Raw genomic sequence first — 19,914 nt, forward strand, 5'->3', positions numbered from 1 at the left:
TTGATGAAAGATTTTAAGATTTTGAGATTTTTAGATAAATTAAAACCTGTATTTGAAAAGCTTGGGATTGACTATAGAGTAATGAGAAAAATCCTTCAAATGAAGCTATTAATGGACGGAAGAAGAGTGCCAACGGTTTTTGCTGGTAATAATAAAAATAAAGATGATGATGGTAATAAATTTTTAAAATCTTTATGGATATATATTTTTATGGGATTGATATTAATTCCTTTTGTGATTATGAAAAATAATTATATATATCAAATGAGTATTGTATTTGTTATAATTATGTTTTTTGTTATGACCTCTTTGATTTCGGATTTTTCTTCTGTACTTTTAGATATTAGAGATAAAAATATAATAGGGACAAAACCCGTAGATCCAAAATCCTTAAGACTTGCAAAGACTATTCATATTTCAATATATATGTTTTATTTAACTGCTGCTTTAGTAGGACCAGCACTTTTAGTGAGTTTATATACCCAAGGGATAGAATTTTTTATTCTTTTTCTTTTTTCTATAATATTATTGGATTTGTTTATTATAGTACTAACATCATTAGTATATTTTTTAATTTTAAGATTTTTTGATGGAGAAAAGCTTAAAGATATAATTAATTACATCCAAATAATATTAACAATAGTAATTTCAATAGGATATCAATTGCTAGGAAGACTATTTAGTATAGTGGACTTAAAAATTCAATTTACACCAAAGTGGTGGCAATATTTTATAGCACCTATCTGGTTTTCTGCACCATTTCAAATGATTAAAAAATCAGAAGTAAATAGCTACTATATAACATTTACTATTATGGCTATTGTTATTCCTATTGCATCAATCATAGTTTATACAAAGCTAATGAGTGTTTTTGAAAAAAACTTACAAAAGCTGAATAATAACTATGATAGCAATAAAAAAGCTAAAAGAAAACCAGCTGAATTACTGTCAAGGATTTTATGCAGAAGTAAAGAGGAAAGAATATTTTTTAGGTTTGCTTCTGATATGATGAAAAATGAAAGAGAATTTAAGCTTAAAGTATATCCTTCATTAGGATTTTCTATAGTGTTTCCTTTTATATTTTTATTTCAGCAGTTTGCAATATCTAGTATAAAAGAGGTTTCTCAAGGAAAATCATACTTTTTTATATATTTTTCTGGCCTAATGTTATCTACTATTATGCTAATGATTAGATATTCCGAAAGATATAAAGGAGCATGGATTTATAAGGCTTTACCAATTAATAATGTTTCAAATGTATTTAGAGGGACTATAAAGGCCTTTATAGCAAAGCTGTTTTTTCCTATATTTTTATTTCAATCTATAATTTTTATTGCCATATTTGGAGTTAGAATAGTACCAGATGTATTAGTATCATTTTTAAATATGATGATATTTAATACGTTATGTTTTATGGCATCTAAAAAATCTTTGCCATTTTCGCAGGCTTTTGGATCAGCACAGCAAACAAATGGATTTATAAATTTCATGTTAACCATAGTACTTGGTATTTTGGGAGTAATTCATTATAAAATAGCAAACATAAGTTATGGAGTATATGTATATTTATTTATATCATTTATAGTCAATTTTGTGCTGTGGAAAATAGCATTTAATATCTCGCCTAAAAGGGTTGTTAACAACTGAGCATGGTTTTAGTAAAATACTTAGTAAGCCTGTGGAAAGTCTATCCACAGGCTTACTGTATTAAAAAAATTCCAAATTTATGTATAATATAAATAAACTCAAATATAAACATGAAAAAATATAAATGTAAAGGTGTTGTAAATATGCAAAAAGAGGTAGTTTTTAATTAAACTAACTTAATAGGGATTAATTTTAGAAAGTACATTGAAAAAATCTTGAATTACTCAAGGTTTATTTGTAGTGGAAGTAATTATTAAAATATTGATTGCTACCATGTTTATTTATGTACTTCTAAAATAATGATTATTATAATGAGCATGTTACACCTTATTTGCATAATAGGAAAGCCGTGTTCTAAACACGGTATTTTTATGCCTATTTTTGCTGCATTTATAGATATGATTATGAAATTTTAATTTATATATCCTAGTAATAACCTGTATAAATTAAAGTTTTAAGTCCATGTTTATATTTGGTTTATATAATTAAGAGGCTGTAAGTGAATTTGTGTTCGTTTGCGGCTTTTTTTTATTTGAGGAGATTACTATGATGATTTATATATCTAAAATATTTACATTAAAGGATATAAACAAACTTTTTAATAAATATAAGGATGGTGAATAATTAATGATTAAGAAACTTTCAGCATATAAAATTTATTTGTTATTTTCCGCTATTACAGCAATGTGCTTTTCAATGGGTGCGACAGTTATGATATTGTACCACATTGAAAAGGTGCATTTGAACCCGCTTCAACTTATACTTGTGGGAACTACTTTAGAAGCGGCGTGTTTTTTATTTGAGATTCCTACAGGTATAGTTGCGGATATATACAGCCGTAAATTATCTATTATTATTGGTACAGCTTTGACAGGGTTAGGATTTATTTTAGAAGGTTCTATTTCTAGTTTTGTTTTTGTACTAGCAGCACAAATAGTATGGGGCTTAGGTTCTACATTTGTTAGTGGAGCTGTTGAGGCATGGATTGCTGAAGAAGAAAAAGCTAAAGACTTAGATCAAATATATATAAGAGGAGCACAGGCAGGACAAATTGGTACAGTTATAGGAATAATATTAAGTACAATAATAGGGAATTTATCTATTAGACTGCCAATTATATTTAGTGGATGTTTATTTATAATGTTTGCATTGTTTTTAGCATTGTATATGCCAGAAAACAATTTTAATCCATCTGCTCCTGAAGATTTAAATACCTTCAAAAAGATGGGATACACACTTAAAGCTGGTCTTAAGTTTATAAAAAGTAAGCTTATAATAATGATGTTACTTTCTGCAACTTTATTTTACGGTTTATCCAGCGAAGGTTATGATAGACTTTCCAGTGCGCATTTTCTTCAGGATACTACCCTTCCTAAGATTGGAAGTCTTCAACCAGTAACTTGGTTTGGTATTTTTGGAATTACAGGAATGATATTAAGTGCTATAGTAATGCAGTTTATAGCAAAGAATCTAGAAGAAAGAGACAAGTTTCAAAGTGGGAAAGTATTATTAGCTACAAATATATTTTATATATTCTTTATGTTAGTATTTGCACTTACAAGAAACTTTAGTTTAATGCTAATAGCTTATTTAACAACAAATATGTTTAGAACTATAAATGAGCCTATATTTAATGCATGGTTAAATAGTCATATAGATGACAGTGCAAGAGCCACTGTGCTTTCTATAAATGGACAAATAAATGCTTTAGGGCAAATTTTAGGTGGACCAATTATAGGAGTAATAGCTACAAAAATTTCTGTAAGTATTGGTATAGCAAGTACTTCATTATTGTTAACACCGGTGTTGGTGCTATATGCCATTGCAATGATAATGGATAAAAAGCGTATAAAATAATTTAATGAATCCATTTACATGCTCTAAGATTTTATAAAACTTAAGATTTCTTAAGGAATTTTTATAAGTGTTGTAAAGTTTCCCTTCTAAAATAAAATTATCACATTAGAAGGGAAGTAAAAATATGAAAAATGGACTAAGAAAGATTTTGATATTTATTATTATGATAACATGTGGATTTTGGTATATGACAGAGGATGCAGGGATAGAATTAAGCGGCATAAACATTAAAAAAAGTCAAACCTACTTAAATAAAAAATATAGTTTTTTAAATGAAGAAGATAAAGCGGCAAATGGGAATAATGTTAATGTAAGTACGGAACTAACGCTGGTAAATGGAGAATATGGGTTAGATAAAGATTATAAACCTAAAAAGTTAACTGTGCCCAATATATCATTTACTAGTGGAGTAAATCAGGAAGAAAAGCATGTAGCAGGAATTATTGTAAAACCTCTAGAAGATTTAGTTAATACAGCAAAAGAGGAAGGTGTAATATTACTTGGGAATTCAGGCTATAGATCATATAAATCACAAAAGAGTACGTATAGCAGCAGGGTGAAATCAGAAGGGAAGAAACTTGCAGATGCATATGTGGCAAAGCCTGGATTTAGTGAGCATCAAACAGGATTATGCATTGATATCACTAATAAAGATAAATACTTTGTAAAGGGAACAAAGGAAGCAGATTGGCTTGCAGAAAATTGCTATAAGTTTGGTTTTATTATAAGATATCCTTATGGAAAGAAAAATATAACAGGTATAGAATATGAACCTTGGCATATTAGATATGTTGGGAAAGAAGCTGCTAAGTATATTTATGATAATGGAATTACATTAGAGGAATACTTAGGCAAATAATTATATATTTGGAGGAGTACATGAACAATAATATTCTTGTAGTAGATGATGAAAAGGAAATAAGAAATCTGCTAGAAATAAATCTTATAAATGAAGGATATAGTGTTTTTAAGGCAAGCTGTGGGGAAGAAGCTTTAGAAATATTAGATAGGGAAGAAGTACACTTAATAGTTTTAGATATAATGATGCCAGGTATGGATGGACTGGAAGTTTGCAGAAGGGCAAGAGAAAAGTACAGCATTCCAATTCTTATGTTAAGTGCAAAGGCAGAGGACATGGATAAGATACAGGGCATTATGACTGGTGCAGATGATTATGTATGCAAGCCCTTTAATCAATTAGAACTTACAGTTAGAATAAGAGCATTACTCAGAAGAGCGTATTTTTTAAATACTAAAATGCAGGTTTCAGATGAAGTACTAAGAATTGAGTCAATGGTTATAGATAGGAGTAAGCACAAGGTAACAGTGGAGGATAATGAAGTAGATTTAACAGCAAGAGAATTTGAAATTTTATATTTATTAGCCACAAATAGGGGAAGAGTTTTTAGTGCGGAAGAAATCTTTGAAAAAGTTTGGAAAGAAAGATACTACCAATCTAATAATACTGTTATGGTGCATATGAGCAGAATTAGAGATAAAATTGAACAGCATTTGGAAGGAAATAAGATAATTCACACTGTATGGGGAGTTGGATATAAAATTGAAAAATAAAAGATTGTATAAACATTGGATATTATCATTATGGGATATAGCATTGGCTTTATTATTAACATATATGACACTGATTGTAGGTAATAAAATATTGGTTTATTTATATATAAATACTAAGATTCAACTTATTAATTATTTTTTTAAGCTTTGGCGTATCCTCAGAGATGAAATCTTTGGAGGCAGGATTTATACAATTATTACAATATCCTTTTTTATTATGTTTTACTTGCTTATAACCTATAGAAAAAATAAGAGCCTTGCAGCTATTATGGATCAAACTGAAATAATGGCTAAAGGGGATTTAGATAGGTTGATAAAAGTTAAGGCAAAAGGCGATATCAAAAATTTAATGAATAATATAAATGATATATCAAGGCAGCTCAAAGACATAACAATTGAAGAAAGAAGAGCGCAGCAAACTAAGAATGATTTAATAACCAATGTTTCTCATGATTTAAGAACTCCATTAACATCAATAATAGGATATCTAGAAATCATTGATACAGATAAATATACAGATGAACTAAGATTAAGGTATTATGCGAATATTGCATATCAAAAGGCAAAGGATTTAAATTTGCTTATAAATGATTTGTTTGAACTTACTAAAATGCAAAATAACACTATTAATTTAGATAAGGATGATATTAATCTTGTGGAATTATTAGGGCAGGTAGTTGCTTATTTTGAGTATCAATTTAAGAATGCAAATATGGACTCGAGAATTAATTTTTCAGAGGATAAGCTAATAGTAAATGCAGATGGAAGAAAATTAGTTAGAGCATTTGAAAACCTGATGTCAAACGCGATTAAGTATGGTCAAGATGGTCATTATGTGGATATAACAACAAAACTTCAAGGGAAAATAGCAGTAGTCCAAGTTATAAACTATGGCCAATCAATATCATCGATAGATTTACCATATATATTTGATAGATTTTATAGAGTGGAAAAATCAAGAAATAGGGATATAGGTGGATCTGGGCTAGGTCTAGCTATAACAAAAAATATTATAGAGCTGCATCAAGGAAGCATAGCTGCTTATAGCGATGATAATAGAACCATATTTGAAGTTAGATTGCCAGTGAAAAATTAAGTGCCACCCACATGGCAAGTGGCAAATGTCACCGACTTGCCACTTGCCACGTGGGTGGCACTTTATATTATTTTGTATAATTATCAAAGTAACCTTGGATGAATATTATTGGAGTACCTTTATCTCCGCTTCCTGAAGTTAAGTCAGAAAGTGATCCTATAAGATCAGTAAGCTGTCTTGGTGTAGTACCCTGGGATACCATGTTACCAACAAGATCTGATTCTTTATTTATAATATATTCTGAAATAGCTTTTTTAAGTTCTTCTCCTTGTAAGTGAGCAAAGTTATTATCAGCAAGGTATTTTAATTTAACTTCGCTAGGTGTACCTTCAAGTCCTGATGTATAAGCTGGTGATACAACAGGGTCAGCAAGTTCCCAAATCTTACCTACTGGATCTTTGAAAGCTCCATCACCATAAACCATAACTTCTACAGTTTTACCTGTCTTTTCTTTAAGTACTGCTTGTATTTTATCAACTATAGGCTGACAGTTACGTGGGAAAAGTTTAACGCTTTCTTCTGTTGATTTATTTGAACCTAAAAGACCATAAGCGTCGTTATAACCACTGCCATCTATTGATGCTGATAAAATGTTGTCTAGGCTGTAAATCTTATCTCCACCATTTGCTTTTAATATCTTTTTAGTTCTAAATCTTGAGTGAATATCGCAAGTAAGAACATTTTTTGTGTAATTTAAAATAGTTTTTGGGTTGTTTGAAAAGATAACTTCACACTCAGTACCGTACTCTTCGATTAAAGATTTATAATAATCAATGTAATCAACACCAGTGAAAGTATGTTTTTTATATCCAAAATGACCACGGAATTCTTCTTCAGTTAAAACATCTGTCCAAGGATTAACTCCTTTTTCATCAAGCTCGTCTATATCTACTAAGTGATTACCTACTTCATCAGATGGATAGCTAAGCATTAAAACGATTTTTTTAGCTCCCTTTGCAATACCACGAAGGCAGATAGCAAAACGGTTACGGCTTAAAATTGGGAATATTACGCCTATTGTTTCGTCACCAAACTTTGCTTTTACATCCTGAGCAATGTTATCAATAGTTGCATAGTTTCCTTGAGCACGAGCTACTATTGATTCTGTTACAGTAACAATATCCTTATCATTAATAGAATAGCCTTCTACTTCTGAAGCCTTTAATACAGTGTTTACAACTATTTCTGCAATATCGTCTCCTGTTTTGATGATTGGGGCACGAAGACCTCTAACTACAGTTCCAACAATTCTTTCCATTTTCATTTCTCCTTAAATTTTCTGTATTTATATAAAAATTATTATTTAACACTCATACTTGTACTATACAACACATTTGTGATATAAGTAAAATAAATATATATAATGTGCTGTATAAGGAGAAGTTATATGATAAGTAAATTAGATTTATATAAGGTCTTTTGTGAAGTAGCAAAGTGTGAAAGCTTTTCTAAAGGGGCAAAGGCACTGTACATGACTCAACCTGCTGTAAGCCAAGCAATTATGCAGCTGGAAGAAGGGCTTGAGGTACGGCTCTTTACAAGAACACCTAAAGGAGTAGTTCTAACTAATGAGGGAAAACTTCTATTTGAGTACGCAAATTCTGCTATAAATTTAATTAATATAGGGGAAGAAAAATTATTAGAATCTAAAAATATAATGCTGGGGGAGTTAAAAATAGGGGTGGGGGATGCTATTTCACGATACTTCCTGCCAACCTTTTTAGATAAATTTCATAGTGACTATCCGAGCATCAAGCTAAAGATTGTAAATAGAACAACTTTAGAACTTTGTGCAATGCTCAAGTCAGGAGAAATTGATATTGCAATATGCAATTTCCCAATTGAAGATCCTTCTTTAGTAACAAAAAAATGCATGGATGTACAGGACGTTTTTGTTTGTGGAGATAAGTTCAAGGATACACTGTCCATGCCTTTAAGTTTTGAGGAGTTATCAAAATTACCATTGATATTACTTGACAATAAATCAAATTCAAGAAGATATGTAGAAAAGTATATACTATCAAAGGGCATTGAAATTTCCTCGGAAATTGAACTTGGATCTCATGATTTATTATTAGAATTTGCAAAAATAAATTTAGGATTAGCTTGCGTTATTAAAGAGTTTTCACAGGAATATTTAAAAAGTGGTGTTTTATATGAAGTTGAAACAGTTGAAGAAATACCTAAAAGAAGTATAGGAGTTTGTTTTTCAAAAAATGCATCTCTTTCTCCAGCTTCAAAAAAGTTTTTGGAGATACTAGAAAGTGCCACCCACATGGCAAGTGGCAAGTGAGATATATTATGTAATATATTTGTTTATGTTTTTCGTATCTTTTACTTTGAGACAGTCCTTTCTCTGTTTAAAAAAGTATTGACTCTAACGCTGCGTGATAGTGCAATATATATATGTAGGGCATGCCTATATTACAAAAACTCACAGCCGGCGGAGAGTTAGATGATATTGGAAGCTCTAAAATCAAATTTCGAGGTGTAGAAATGAGAACAGTAAAACAGGTTTCGGACTTAACAGGAATAAGTGTGCGCACACTACATTACTACGATGAAATTGGATTATTAAAACCAAGCGAAATTACAGAGGCAGGATATAGACTTTATGATGATGAAGCCCTTAAAACCTTGCAGCAAATTTTATTTTTTAAAGAACTTGATATCCCTTTAAAAGATGTTAAAGGCATAATGTCAAGTCCATATTTTGATAAAATACAGGCACTAAAAAATCAAAAAAGGCTGCTTATGTTAAAATGCAAAAGATTGAATGGTTTAATAGAGCTTATAAATAGAACATTAAAGGGAGAAAATGAAATGAGTTTTAAAGAATTTGATATGAGTGAATATTTTAATGTATTGGAAGAATTTAAAATAGAACACGAGGATAGAGTAATTAAGCAGTGGGGAAGTGTAGATAAATTTGATGAGTTTATTGAAAAAGTTAAAGTTAAGAAAGATGAAATTGCTGAAGATGCTATAAAGCAGTATGGAAGTATAAAAAAATATGCTGAAGCCGTAAAGAAAAATTTAAATAATGATATTCTAATAACTAAAGCAGAGCAAGTTGATAAGTTTAAAAAGGATCTTCTTTATGATAAGCATCCTAAATTAAAAGAACTATATAAAAAACTTGCATTTGATTTAAAAAAAGATCCTTATTCAGAGGAGATTCAACAAATTGCTAGTGAAATAACTAATATAGCTAAAAAAGATTATGAAGCTTTTAAAACTGACATGGGAGATTATTATTGGGATAGTATAGTACAACTTCACTTAGTATTTCCTGAGTGGATAGAAGAAGTTGATAAGAAGTATGGAAAAGGTGCATCTAAATTTATTGGAGAAGCCCTAAAAAATTATTTGAAAGATAAGAAGCCTAAAATAAATACACTATATGAAAAGCTTACATCTGACTTAACTAAGGATACTTCCTCAAGAGAGATTCAACAAATTATTCAAGAAATTGCAGATAGCACTAAAAAAATTAATGAAGCCTTGAAAGTAGATGCGGGAGATAATTACTGGGAATATATGGCGGATTTTTATTTGTCAAGGCCTGCGTATATAGAAGTAATTGACAAGAAATATGGAAGTGGTGCATCTAAATTTATCGGGGAGGCCCTAAAATTTTATTCTGGGAATAATAAGCAATAAATTGAAAATCTGATGAAGAAAAAATGGGCAGTTCCTATGAACAAATTAATGAGTATATAGAAAAGGAAGCATTTATAATATGCTTCCTTTAATCACTATTTATTATAGTATAATCATTGCAACAATAATAGTTGCAGCAAATCCTACCATTACAGGTATCATATTTTTTCTCACTAGATCTAGAGGTTCAACACCACATATTGCAGCTACAGGAATAACCCCCCAAGGGATTATTGTTCCTCCACCTACCCATACAGTAGATATTTGTCCAAGAGCTGCAAGTCCTTCTTTGTTTATGCTTACAGCCTCTGAAAAGGTTTGAGCTAAAGAGCCTACTAGTGGAAGACCGGAAAAACCAGAGCCATCTAGCCCTGTAATGCCGCCTATAAGCGCTTGTATTAAAATAACAGGAAACTTAGAAAGCGGTGCTTTATTTGCAAGATATGTACCTATATCTGTTAAAAGACCTGTAGCATTGGGCCCTAGTACTTCCTTTGCCATTCCTTCACTTCCAAGAAAGAAGAAAGCACCTATTACAACTACTGGAGCAAATATTTTTATTCCAAACATAAATCCATCTCTTATGTAATCAGTAACCTTTTCAAAAGAATTTGAAAGTTTATGTTCAATTACTGCCACCATTGACATTATGATAACTGCAGTACCACCAACAAGAGCAGTGGCATCTCCCCCGCGGAATTGATACTTAAACATTAAGTAAGCATCAAGTAAAAAGGCTAATGGAGTAGCAAATGCTACAAAGGTTGTACCAAAAGAAGCCTTTAAATCAATATTTACACTAACCTCAGTGGTAGCTGCTATCTCAGAAAAGTTTTTAGCATCTCTTCTCATCATAAAAAATGCAGTTCCCACTGTAACTACAGTCATGGTTATCCAAAGAGGTATACTTGCACTAATTACAGCACTGGAATCTTCAAAACCTGCTGCCTTTGCAGTTATAGCAGGTGCTCCTTGAATAAAATAGTCCCCAGATAATGCAATGCCATGTCCAAATAAATTCATGGCAGAAGCGGCCCAAACTGCAGGAAGTCCAACCTTTAGAGCAGCTGGAAGCATTATTGCACCAACCAGCGCCACAGCAGGTGAAGGCCATATAATTAAAGAAACAACTGTCATTACAACTCCTAAACTCCAAAAGGCAACATTTTTATTTATCATAAGTTTTTTTATAGGGCTCATCATAAGTTCATCTGCCCCTATATCACGAAGAGCCCTGGACATTGCAACAACGAGAGATATAATAGTGATTATGCTCCAAAATTCTTTTCCTGAAGCAATAAGAGAGTTAAATATAACTTGTACAGACTTAACCATGCTTCCGGAAGAAACATATCCTATTATAAATAGCCCTATTATGCAAGGAAGTACTGTATCTTTCTTGAATGCCATGGTTATGATGATTACTAAAACCATAGCAATATAAATATAGTGAAGTAGCCCCAATGAGATCATAATTAATTACTCCTTTGATTTATGATTATTTATACGATTTATTAGCATAATTTAACAGCAAATATATCTTTAACGCCGCATTCTTCAACTCTTTTAGTTATTTCAGCGGAATCTGTTATATATATACCAAGTTCTTTCATTCTTTCAAAATACACTGATCCTGAGAATGTATATTTCTTTGACATTCCTTCAGGTGTAGACATTTTTTCTTTAACATAGGAAATAGCATTTCCAGTAGCAAGGCAGTCAGGTAGTTCAAGTAATTCAATTCCTAGAGAATGTCTTACACTATTAAGGCCTGCAAGAGTTCCTGTTACAATTGCTTCAGTATGTCCAACTAAAAGACCTGCTTTTTCTCCAGCGCAGAATAAGTTTTCTGCTCCTTCAACCTTTAGATAATTATCTCTTGGAGCCATTGCAAAGTATCTCATAGAGTTGCCTTTTCCACCAGTATAAGGATCCTCATATCTGGCATTTTCAAAACCAGGTATCTTTCTTAATGTTTCAAGATCATAATATGGTGTCATAAGCTTTGCATGACCAGTATCTAAAAGAATTATATTATCTTTAAACTGAGGAAGGGCATATTGCTGACAAGCCTTAACATCAAGATGATCTTCAATAAGCTCCTTAGGAAGAGGTATAACTGCTACGCCTTCTTCATTAAGGGTCTTTTGAATTTCCTCTGAAAGTGATTCTTTATAAAGTTTACAAGAACCGCTCATAGCTCCGATGGATCCATCAGCTTTTTTACCCATAGATTCTTTTATATTAGCAAGGCCTGCGATACTTACTCTTCCGCCAAAGCTTGGACAACGTAATATACACATTGCACATCCATTACCATACTTTGAGCAATTATTCATTGGTCCTGCTGTACCAGTTGTATCGATAAATACATCTGCCTCAAATACATTACCATTTTCATCTTGAACATCTAATATGCGTTCATGAGCAAGGTGAAGCTTAGTTATTCTAGCTTTAAATACTACCTTTATTCCTAGGTTTATCATGTGCTTTAAAACTTCCCCATGAGTTTTGGCAATATCATAAAGATTTGCATGTTTGTGACCAGGGAATTCTATATTAGTATGCCTTGAGCATTTATCACATATTTCAAATAAATCGCCACCGCCCATTGCTATAATTTCTTCCGTAGCAGTATATCTACCATTGTTTCTCATAATACCACCAACAAGTCCTGTGCCAAGAAGCATATCTGTTCTTTCTAAAACTGTTACCTCTGCACCTGCTTTTCTTGCACTAATGGCTGCTGCACAACCAGCCCATCCGCCTCCAACTACAACAATCTTTTTCATAATTTCCTCCTTAATAATGCTAAAAATAAAAAAGGCAATTGGATAACCAATCGCCTTGTTCGACAAAAAAACAATATACACTCACAAAACGATAGCTCTCCACCAAATAGGTGACAGTCCACGTACTGTTAATACGTAAACCAGGTATGAACTTAAGAGAAAATTCACCCTTCGGGGCCATCCCCTTTCAATAAGAATCAACGATATCTCTCATACCTCATCTTATTTACTCTTGTCAGGCCCACCTCTATCTACTCGTATTAAATTGTGATAATTATAACATGGTGTGAATAAACATGCAATACATTTTTGGGGTCAGATTCCTGGTGAAAGTTGGAATTTGCAAGGAGGTTGAAAGATAAGTGATGCTATCAGTCTTGGAAGTAGTAAAGAAATTTCAATAAAATATGAATAGGGTGTTAATTTTATGTTACATCTTTGTTATTTTAATGTTTAAAATTACGACAAAAAGTGATAAAATATTTATGGCCTATTATTTTATATAGTACAGGGAAGGGAGAAACAATCATGAATTTCAACAAAGGAAAGAAAGATAAACTATTTTTAATGCTTTTAGACAGTTCTGCCAACTTAAAAGAAGGAGGACAGTATTTTGTTGATTTTAAGATAAAGGAAGAAAAGCATTTGGATGAATTTCAAAAGCAAATGAAAGACTATGAACATAAGGGTGATAGTATAGTTGATGAAATAATAAAGGAGTTAAATAATAGCTTTATTACTCCAATTGAGCGTGAAGATGCTCTAGAACTTGCAGTTCACATGGACAAAGTTCTTGATGGTCTTGAACATTGTGCAGCTCGCTTTTATATGTTTAACATATATCAAATACATGATTATATGATTGAATTTAGTGAGCTATTAAACAAATGCATAATTGAAATACATAACGCTGTGGAATTGCTTTCACACAAAAAACTTACAGAGATTAGACAACATTCAGTTAAGATAAAAGAATTTGAACAAAAATGTGATATTCTTGAAAGAAAGGCAATAAAAGAGCTTTTCCAAAAAGAAAAAGATGCAATTAAACTCATTCAATATAAGGAGATATATGAACTTCTTGAAAATACTGCTGATGAATGCAAAAAAGTTAGTAAAGCCCTTGAGACAGTAGTAATGAAGAATGCGTAAGGAGAAATAAGATGAGTACAGCATATATTATAATCGGTTTAACCGTTGTTCTTGCATTAGCCTTTGACTTTATTAATGGTTTCCATGATACTGCAAATGCAATTGCAACAGCTGTATCCACAAAGGCATTAAGTCCAAGACGTGCAATTATAATGGCATCATTAATGAATTTTATAGGAGCTATAGCCTTCACTGGAGTTGCAAAGACCATTGCAAAGGATATAGTAAACTTGGACTCTATAGCAAACGGATCAGTAGTTATACTTGCGGCACTTGTTTCTGCTATAGCTTGGAATCTTATTACATGGTATTTTGGAATACCAAGTAGTTCATCCCACGCACTTATAGGCTCAATTGCAGGTGCAGCTATAGCAGCAGCTGGGGTGAACTCCATAAACTTTAAAGGATTTACATCAATAATTAAGTCACTGATAGTATCACCAATACTTGCTTTTGTAGTAGGATATATTGTGTTTACTATTTTTAAGAACGTATTTAAAAACCTAAATCTTTCTAGAACCAATATAGGATTTAGAAGGGTTCAGGCCATTACAGCAGCAATTCAGGCTTTTGCTCATGGTACAAATGATGCTCAAAAATCCATGGGAATAATAACAATGGCACTTGTAAGCAACAATTTTATAAAATCTGGAGATATTCCTTTTTGGGTACAGTTAGCCTGTGCTACAGCAATGGCACTGGGAACTTCCGTTGGAGGATGGAGAATAATTAAAACCGTTGGAACACAAATTATGAAAATTAAACCTGTTAACGGTGTAGCAGCAGATTTATCATCAGCCTTAGTAATATTTGGGGCATCTAAAATTGGTCTGCCAGTTAGTACAACCCATGTTATATCATCTTCCATAATGGGAGTAGGTACATCTTATAGAGTAAGAGCAGTAAAATGGGATACAGGAAAAAGAATGATAATAACATGGTTCATTACACTTCCAATATCAGCGGCATTAGCTGCAGTTATATATATGATTATGAAAATATTTGTATAAAAATTTTATATTCAGAGAATTTATTTGAAACTTGATTTATATTATGAATAAAAAGCATCTGCAATATGATATATTCCTTTCATGGAAACATATCATATTGCAGATGCTTTTTATATGTAAATTTAATATAAGCAGTATACTATTATTCTCAACAGTTAGAAAATAAAGGATATAATAAGTTTGAATTCCTAGTAATATTATGGTAAATTAAAAAGATAAAAGTAGTATTAAAGGGGGCAATATTTATGAGAAAGCTATATAATAAAATCAAATAGAAGGATATACAAATTGATTATACTTTGGATGTGATATTATGATGCACATACGGGGGGTATTTTTATGTGTGACATCAAAAAAATAATTGTATTTATATCCGTTGTAACGCTTCTTTTTTATATGATAAGATTACTACACTTTACAAGACGAAAATGGGAATTAAGAACTCATACATTTATTATATTATTTTTAGGATTGCTACTATTTACAATTGCTACATTTATTGATATGGTTTTTTCTATAATAGGAAGCAAATTTACCTATATATTTATGAGAACATGTTTTACATTAGGAACTGTTATTTATATATCAGGTGTAATACTATGGACCAACTATACAAAGAAAGTTATAGAAAAGTTTGAAGAATTAGCTTTAAAAGATCCTATGACAAATATATTTAACAGAAAAGGAATTGATAAAGTATATAAAAGGGTTTGCAAATCAAACAATCCTTTTTATGTTATTATTTGTGATCTTGATGGAATGAAAAAAATTAATGATAAATATGGACATGTACAAGGAGATAAGTATATTGTAAGTACTGCTAAAATTATGACAGATGCTATAGGGGAAAAAGGATATGTAGGAAGAATTGGAGGAGACGAATTTATTATAATTGGAGAATATCAAGATATAAATCAAATTGAACAAGCTGTGTTTACAATACAAAGTTTAGTTTATCAAATTTTTTCTGAAAAGAACACAGGACTAAGCATAGGGTATTCATTATTTCCAAGTGACGGAGATACTCTTGAAGATTTAATAAAAGTTGCCGATATAAGAATGTATAGTGATAAAGCAAGCAAAAGAAAGCATGGTTAAGATACTTATGTAAAATATTTCATTAAATCCAAAGCATCTGTAAGCTGAAAATGATTTTAAGTTAGAGTAGACACAATTTAGACAAGAAGGTGAAGTTTTGAACAATTTATACACTCAGACAGAAGATGAAATTATTTATGATAAAAAGGGAAGTATATATGAATTCCGTAAAGGAATTAGTAAGGGTATACCTATTGCAGTAGGATATATTCCTGTCTCATTTACATTTGGAATGATGGCGGTTAATGGTGGAATGCCAATTTGGATTGCCATTTTAATATCATTAACAAATCTTACATCAGCTGGGCAATTTGCAGGAACAGCTTTGATAATAGCTAATGCCTCAATTTTTGAAATTACATTAACCACATTTGTAATAAACATTAGATACATGCTAATGTCATTATCACTTTCTCAGAAGATAATATCTCAGATGCCATTACTTCAAAGATGTATTATGGCTTTTGGTATAACAGATGAAACTTTTACGGTGGCTTCTTTAGAGAAAGAAGAAATTAGCTTTCCATATATGATGGGACTTATTACATGTCCTTACTTTGGATGGGCAATAGGCACTGTACTGGGAGCGGTAACAACTTCCATGCTGCCTAAATCCCTGCAAAGTTCTCTGGGAATAGCATTATATGCAATGTTTTTAGCACTTATCGTTCCAGCAGCAAAAAAATCAAAATCAGCTTTAGTGGTTGTAATTGTAGCAATTTTTATAAGCTCATTATTTAAATGGGTACCATACATAAATAAAATATCTGGGGGATGGAGTATTATTATTGCCACTATTATAGCAGCAACTACAGGAGCAGTACTATTTCCAAGAGAGGATGATGAACTTGAATAAAGTATTAATTTCGGTGCTAGTAATGGCAGTTGTTACATATCTTATAAGAGTTTTTCCTATAGCAATTTTTAAGAAAAAAATACAGTCAAAACTATTTAAATCTTTCTTATATTATGTACCATTTGCGGTGTTAGGGGCAATGACCTTTCCAAGTATATTATATTCTACTTCAAACGTATATTTTTCAATAATTGGTACTATAGTTGCACTTGTCTTAGCATACTATGAAAAAGGATTATTAAAAGTTGCTATGAGTGCAGTTTTAGTTGTATATTTTTGCGATGTGTTTTTTTAGTAGGTTATAATTTCATCTAGAAAATCGAAGATTTTAAGAGCTAGAACATCTGGTGATTATGGATTGAAAGTAACACCCATACCTATTCCGAACACGAAGGTTAAGCTTCAAAGCGCCAATGGTACTGCCAGGGAGGCCCGGTGGGAGAGTAGGTCGTTCCCAGGTAATTTTAATCCGTAGAAGTTACTCTACGGATTTTTTATTTTTTGTATAATTAAAGCAAGTCATTAAGATAAATATTTAAAAACATAAAATATAAGCCTGTGATACATACTATATCTAATAACACCTTAACTTTGAAAGGATAGTGTATGTTTATGAGTAAAAAACTAACTGGAGCTCAGCTTAGAATGGCTGCTCTACAAAATAACATGATGGAAGTAGGGGCAGAGATTTATAAAAATCCTGAGGTTAGAAATAAAATAAAAAATACTTTAGAAAATAAGAAGGAGCCTAAATAAATAGGTTCCTTATACAAATAAGAAAGTGGATTTAGTAAGAAGATTTATGATGTAAACCTAGATAAAAAATTCCGTAGCTAAAAGGCCGTGGAATTTTTTATTTACTATTTATCTAGCATATCCAGAAGTTCATTAAATCTAGCTATAGTATCTTTAATAGGTTTTGGGGAAGCCATATCTACTCCTGCCTTTTTTAAGATATTTATAGGATAATCAGAACCTCCGCTCTTTAAAAATCCTTTATACTTTTCTACAGAACCTTTACCATTTTCTAAGATAGATTTTACGAAGGAATTTGCAGCAGAATAACCTGTAGCATATTGATATACATAAAAATCATTATAAAAATGAGGTATTCTTGCCCATTCCATATCGATTTCCTTATCAATAATCATATCTTCTCCAAAATATCGAACATTTATCTCATGATAAATGTTACATAAATCCTCACTGGTTAAAGGTTCACCTGCATCAATCTTTTCATGAGTTATTTTTTCAAATTCAGCAAACATTATTTGCCTAAACACAGTGGTTCTAATTTGTTCCAGTTGAGTATTTATAAGATATAGTTTTTTCTTTTCATCTTTTTCATTTTTTATAAGATAATTAATAAGTAAGTTTTCATTTACAGTAGACGCTACCTCTGCACAGAACAGGGTATAATCAGCGTATATATAAGGTTGCTCTTTTTTTGAATAATAAGAGTGAATAGAGTGACCCATTTCATGGGCAAAAGTTGATACATCATTAAGCTCATGGTTATAATTTAATAAAACATAAGGCATAGTATCATAGCTTCCCCAAGAATAAGCTCCCTTTCTCTTTCCCTTGTTTTCATATATATCTATCCATCTATTTTTGATACCTTCATCAAATATTGTTATATATTCCTCTCCTAAAGGCTGTAGAGCTGTCTTTACTATATTTACGGCTTCATCAAACTCTATATGAGATTTTGGAGCATCAATTATAGGTACATATAAATCATACATATGAATTTCATCAAGGCCAAGAAGCTTCTTTTTGATTCTAACATATCTATGAAGGCTGTCTAAGTTATCATTTATAGTTTTTATAGCATTATCATAAACCTCTAGTTGTATATCATTAGGCTTCAATGATGCCTCTAGGGAACTTTTATAATTTCTTGTCTTTGCTACAAATGAAAAATTCTTTATGGAAGAGGTAAGGGAAGAAGCTATGGTATTTTTAAAATGTTCATAAGTACCAAATAAAGTTTTAAAAGCTTCTTCTCTAACTCTTCTATTTTTGGATTTAATGAATATTCCGTAGTTTCCTTCTGTAAGCTCCACTTCATTGCCGTCTTCATCCTTGATGGCAGGGAAAGTCATATCTGCATTGGTAAGCATTCTAAAGATATTTGAAGGAGCATTTAATGCATCAGATACAGAAGCCATAACCTCTTCAACTTCCTTGCTTAAGGTATGAGGCTTTTTCTTTAGTAGCCTTTTTAGCATAAGCTCATATATCTTAAGCTCTGAATTTTCTTCTATAGCCTTTTCTATGGTACCTTCTTCATAGGATAAAATTTCTGGCACAAAAAATGATTCCATAGCTGACAGCTCTGCAGCATAAGATTGCATCTTATTTTTTAATGACTGATTAGTATTATTGCTAGTATCTTCATCTGATTTTAAACTAGCATAAATAAATAATTTATCAGCTATTCTTGATATTTCTTCATCAAGCTTTAAGAAGTTTAAAAGCTCCTTTGAATCATTAAGTTTTCCTTGAAAATTCTTTAATTTTAAAGCCTCATTCTTTAGCTTTAAAAAGTCTTTTTCCCATTCTTCCTTGTTTTTATAAATTTTTTCTATACCCCATCTATCAGCCTCAAGGATTTCTTCTCTTCTTTTTACCTTTTTAATTTCTGACATAATAAACATCTCACCTCTCTATTTTTATTATCCCAACTATTATGGTAATTATAGCAAATTAACTAAATTTTTACACGTAAAATCTATAAATATATGAAAAAACAGTGATGAAAGCTATCTATTAGGACGGTGAGCAATGGAAAAGGAACTAAGATAACATTATAAATGCTACAAACTTTATCTGGCGTATCAATATGTGAAACCTAAAGGAAAATGTCGAATAAGAAAGAATGATATTGATAAGTTTAATTAAGGACAATTATTGATAATTGTATATAGATTAACCCGTGGTAAGATAGTCTTCGTCGCTGGAGTCAGCGGCAAGCAAGAAACAGTAAAACAAATTAGAACAAAATAATTAGTAAAATGAAAATTAATAAATAAAAGTTATTAAGTAAAAATTATTAAGTAAAAATTACTAGTTGACTAAGTTTTAGATTGTGTGTTAATATAACAAAGCTGTTTCAAACAGCAAAAATATTTAAACTTTCAATAGTATTTGGGAACAAATTACTAG

The 19,914-nt window shown here is 31.2% G+C and carries 17 protein-coding genes, 1 rRNA gene and 1 riboswitch; of the genes, 14 read left to right on the plus strand and 4 right to left on the minus strand.

Going from position 1 to position 19,914, the window contains the following annotated elements; genetic code table 11:
* Window positions 1-3: 3 nt before the first annotated feature.
* From JOC70_RS18580 to JOC70_RS18600, 5 genes are all read left to right on the plus strand, one after another.
* Window positions 4-1,647, plus strand: coding sequence for a hypothetical protein (locus tag JOC70_RS18580; protein WP_204600362.1), 1,644 nt, complete (start codon window positions 4-6; stop codon window positions 1,645-1,647).
* Window positions 1,648-2,274: 627 nt separating this feature from the next.
* On the plus strand, window positions 2,275-3,504 hold the full coding sequence (locus tag JOC70_RS18585; protein WP_204600363.1) for an MFS transporter: 1,230 nt from the start codon (window positions 2,275-2,277) through the stop codon (window positions 3,502-3,504).
* Between the two features lie 124 nt (window positions 3,505-3,628).
* Window positions 3,629-4,363, plus strand: coding sequence for a M15 family metallopeptidase (locus JOC70_RS18590; protein ID WP_204600364.1), 735 nt, complete (start codon window positions 3,629-3,631; stop codon window positions 4,361-4,363).
* 20 nt (window positions 4,364-4,383) lie between these two features.
* A complete protein-coding gene (locus JOC70_RS18595; protein ID WP_204600365.1) occupies window positions 4,384-5,076 on the plus strand; it encodes a response regulator transcription factor in 693 nt (230 codons plus the stop codon).
* Complete coding sequence (locus tag JOC70_RS18600; protein ID WP_204600366.1) at window positions 5,066-6,172, plus strand: sensor histidine kinase; 1,107 nt, start codon at window positions 5,066-5,068, stop codon at window positions 6,170-6,172. Before JOC70_RS18595 ends, JOC70_RS18600 begins: the two co-directional genes overlap by 11 nt.
* 67 nt (window positions 6,173-6,239) lie before the next feature.
* On the opposite strand, the gene JOC70_RS18605 is transcribed toward JOC70_RS18600, so the two are convergent.
* On the minus strand, window positions 6,240-7,430 hold the full coding sequence (locus tag JOC70_RS18605; RefSeq protein ID WP_204600367.1) for a coenzyme F420-0:L-glutamate ligase: 1,191 nt from the start codon (window positions 7,428-7,430) through the stop codon (window positions 6,240-6,242).
* 129 nt (window positions 7,431-7,559) lie between these two features.
* On the opposite strand from JOC70_RS18605, the gene JOC70_RS18610 reads away from it, so the two are divergent.
* Both JOC70_RS18610 and JOC70_RS18615 read left to right on the plus strand, forming a co-directional pair.
* Window positions 7,560-8,465, plus strand: coding sequence for a LysR family transcriptional regulator (locus JOC70_RS18610; RefSeq protein ID WP_204600368.1), 906 nt, complete (start codon window positions 7,560-7,562; stop codon window positions 8,463-8,465).
* A gap of 203 nt (window positions 8,466-8,668) precedes the next feature.
* Window positions 8,669-9,835, plus strand: a complete 1,167-nt coding sequence (locus JOC70_RS18615) for a MerR family transcriptional regulator (protein ID WP_204600377.1) — start codon at window positions 8,669-8,671, stop codon at window positions 9,833-9,835.
* Window positions 9,836-9,937: 102 nt separating this feature from the next.
* On the opposite strand, the gene JOC70_RS18620 is transcribed toward JOC70_RS18615, so the two are convergent.
* Both JOC70_RS18620 and JOC70_RS18625 read right to left on the minus strand, forming a co-directional pair.
* Entirely contained in the window at window positions 9,938-11,308 is a 1,371-nt protein-coding gene (locus tag JOC70_RS18620; RefSeq protein WP_204600369.1) for a hypothetical protein, read from the minus strand.
* Between the two features lie 41 nt (window positions 11,309-11,349).
* Complete coding sequence (locus JOC70_RS18625) at window positions 11,350-12,627, minus strand: FAD-dependent oxidoreductase (protein ID WP_204600370.1); 1,278 nt, start codon at window positions 12,625-12,627, stop codon at window positions 11,350-11,352.
* Window positions 12,628-12,711: 84 nt separating this feature from the next.
* Window positions 12,712-12,885, minus strand: a riboswitch (Lysine riboswitch).
* 270 nt (window positions 12,886-13,155) lie between these two features.
* Here JOC70_RS18625 and JOC70_RS18630 point away from each other — a divergent pair.
* The 7 genes from JOC70_RS18630 to JOC70_RS18660 all read left to right on the plus strand — a co-directional run bounded on the left by JOC70_RS18630 (window position 13,156) and on the right by JOC70_RS18660 (window position 17,499).
* Window positions 13,156-13,779 (plus strand): DUF47 domain-containing protein, encoded by a 624-nt coding sequence (locus JOC70_RS18630; protein ID WP_204600371.1) that lies wholly within the window; start codon window positions 13,156-13,158, stop codon window positions 13,777-13,779.
* 11 nt (window positions 13,780-13,790) lie between these two features.
* Window positions 13,791-14,789 (plus strand): inorganic phosphate transporter, encoded by a 999-nt coding sequence (locus tag JOC70_RS18635; RefSeq protein WP_204600372.1) that lies wholly within the window; start codon window positions 13,791-13,793, stop codon window positions 14,787-14,789.
* Between the two features lie 339 nt (window positions 14,790-15,128).
* Window positions 15,129-15,887 carry a GGDEF domain-containing protein gene (locus JOC70_RS18640; protein WP_204600373.1) on the plus strand — a complete coding sequence of 253 codons (759 nt, stop codon included), beginning with the start codon at window positions 15,129-15,131 and terminating at the stop codon, window positions 15,885-15,887.
* 130 nt (window positions 15,888-16,017) lie between these two features.
* Entirely contained in the window at window positions 16,018-16,743 is a 726-nt protein-coding gene (locus tag JOC70_RS18645; protein WP_481128510.1) for an AzlC family ABC transporter permease, read from the plus strand.
* Window positions 16,736-17,038, plus strand: a complete 303-nt coding sequence (locus JOC70_RS18650; protein ID WP_204600375.1) for an AzlD domain-containing protein — start codon at window positions 16,736-16,738, stop codon at window positions 17,036-17,038. The genes JOC70_RS18645 and JOC70_RS18650 overlap by 8 nt, the downstream gene beginning before the upstream one ends.
* A gap of 48 nt (window positions 17,039-17,086) precedes the next feature.
* A 5S ribosomal RNA gene (gene rrf, locus JOC70_RS18655) occupies window positions 17,087-17,203 on the plus strand.
* Window positions 17,204-17,355: 152 nt separating this feature from the next.
* Entirely contained in the window at window positions 17,356-17,499 is a 144-nt protein-coding gene (locus JOC70_RS18660; RefSeq protein ID WP_186429794.1) for a hypothetical protein, read from the plus strand.
* A 104-nt stretch (window positions 17,500-17,603) separates the two neighbouring features.
* On the opposite strand, the gene pepF is transcribed toward JOC70_RS18660, so the two are convergent.
* Window positions 17,604-19,397, minus strand: a complete 1,794-nt coding sequence (pepF, locus tag JOC70_RS18665; RefSeq protein WP_204600376.1) for an oligoendopeptidase F — start codon at window positions 19,395-19,397, stop codon at window positions 17,604-17,606.
* Between the last annotated feature and the right edge of the window lie 517 nt (window positions 19,398-19,914).

Origin of the sequence: Clostridium pascui, from assembly GCF_016908015.1 — a bacterium.
Taxonomy (GTDB): Bacteria; Bacillota; Clostridia; order Clostridiales; family Clostridiaceae; genus Clostridium_AK; species Clostridium_AK pascui.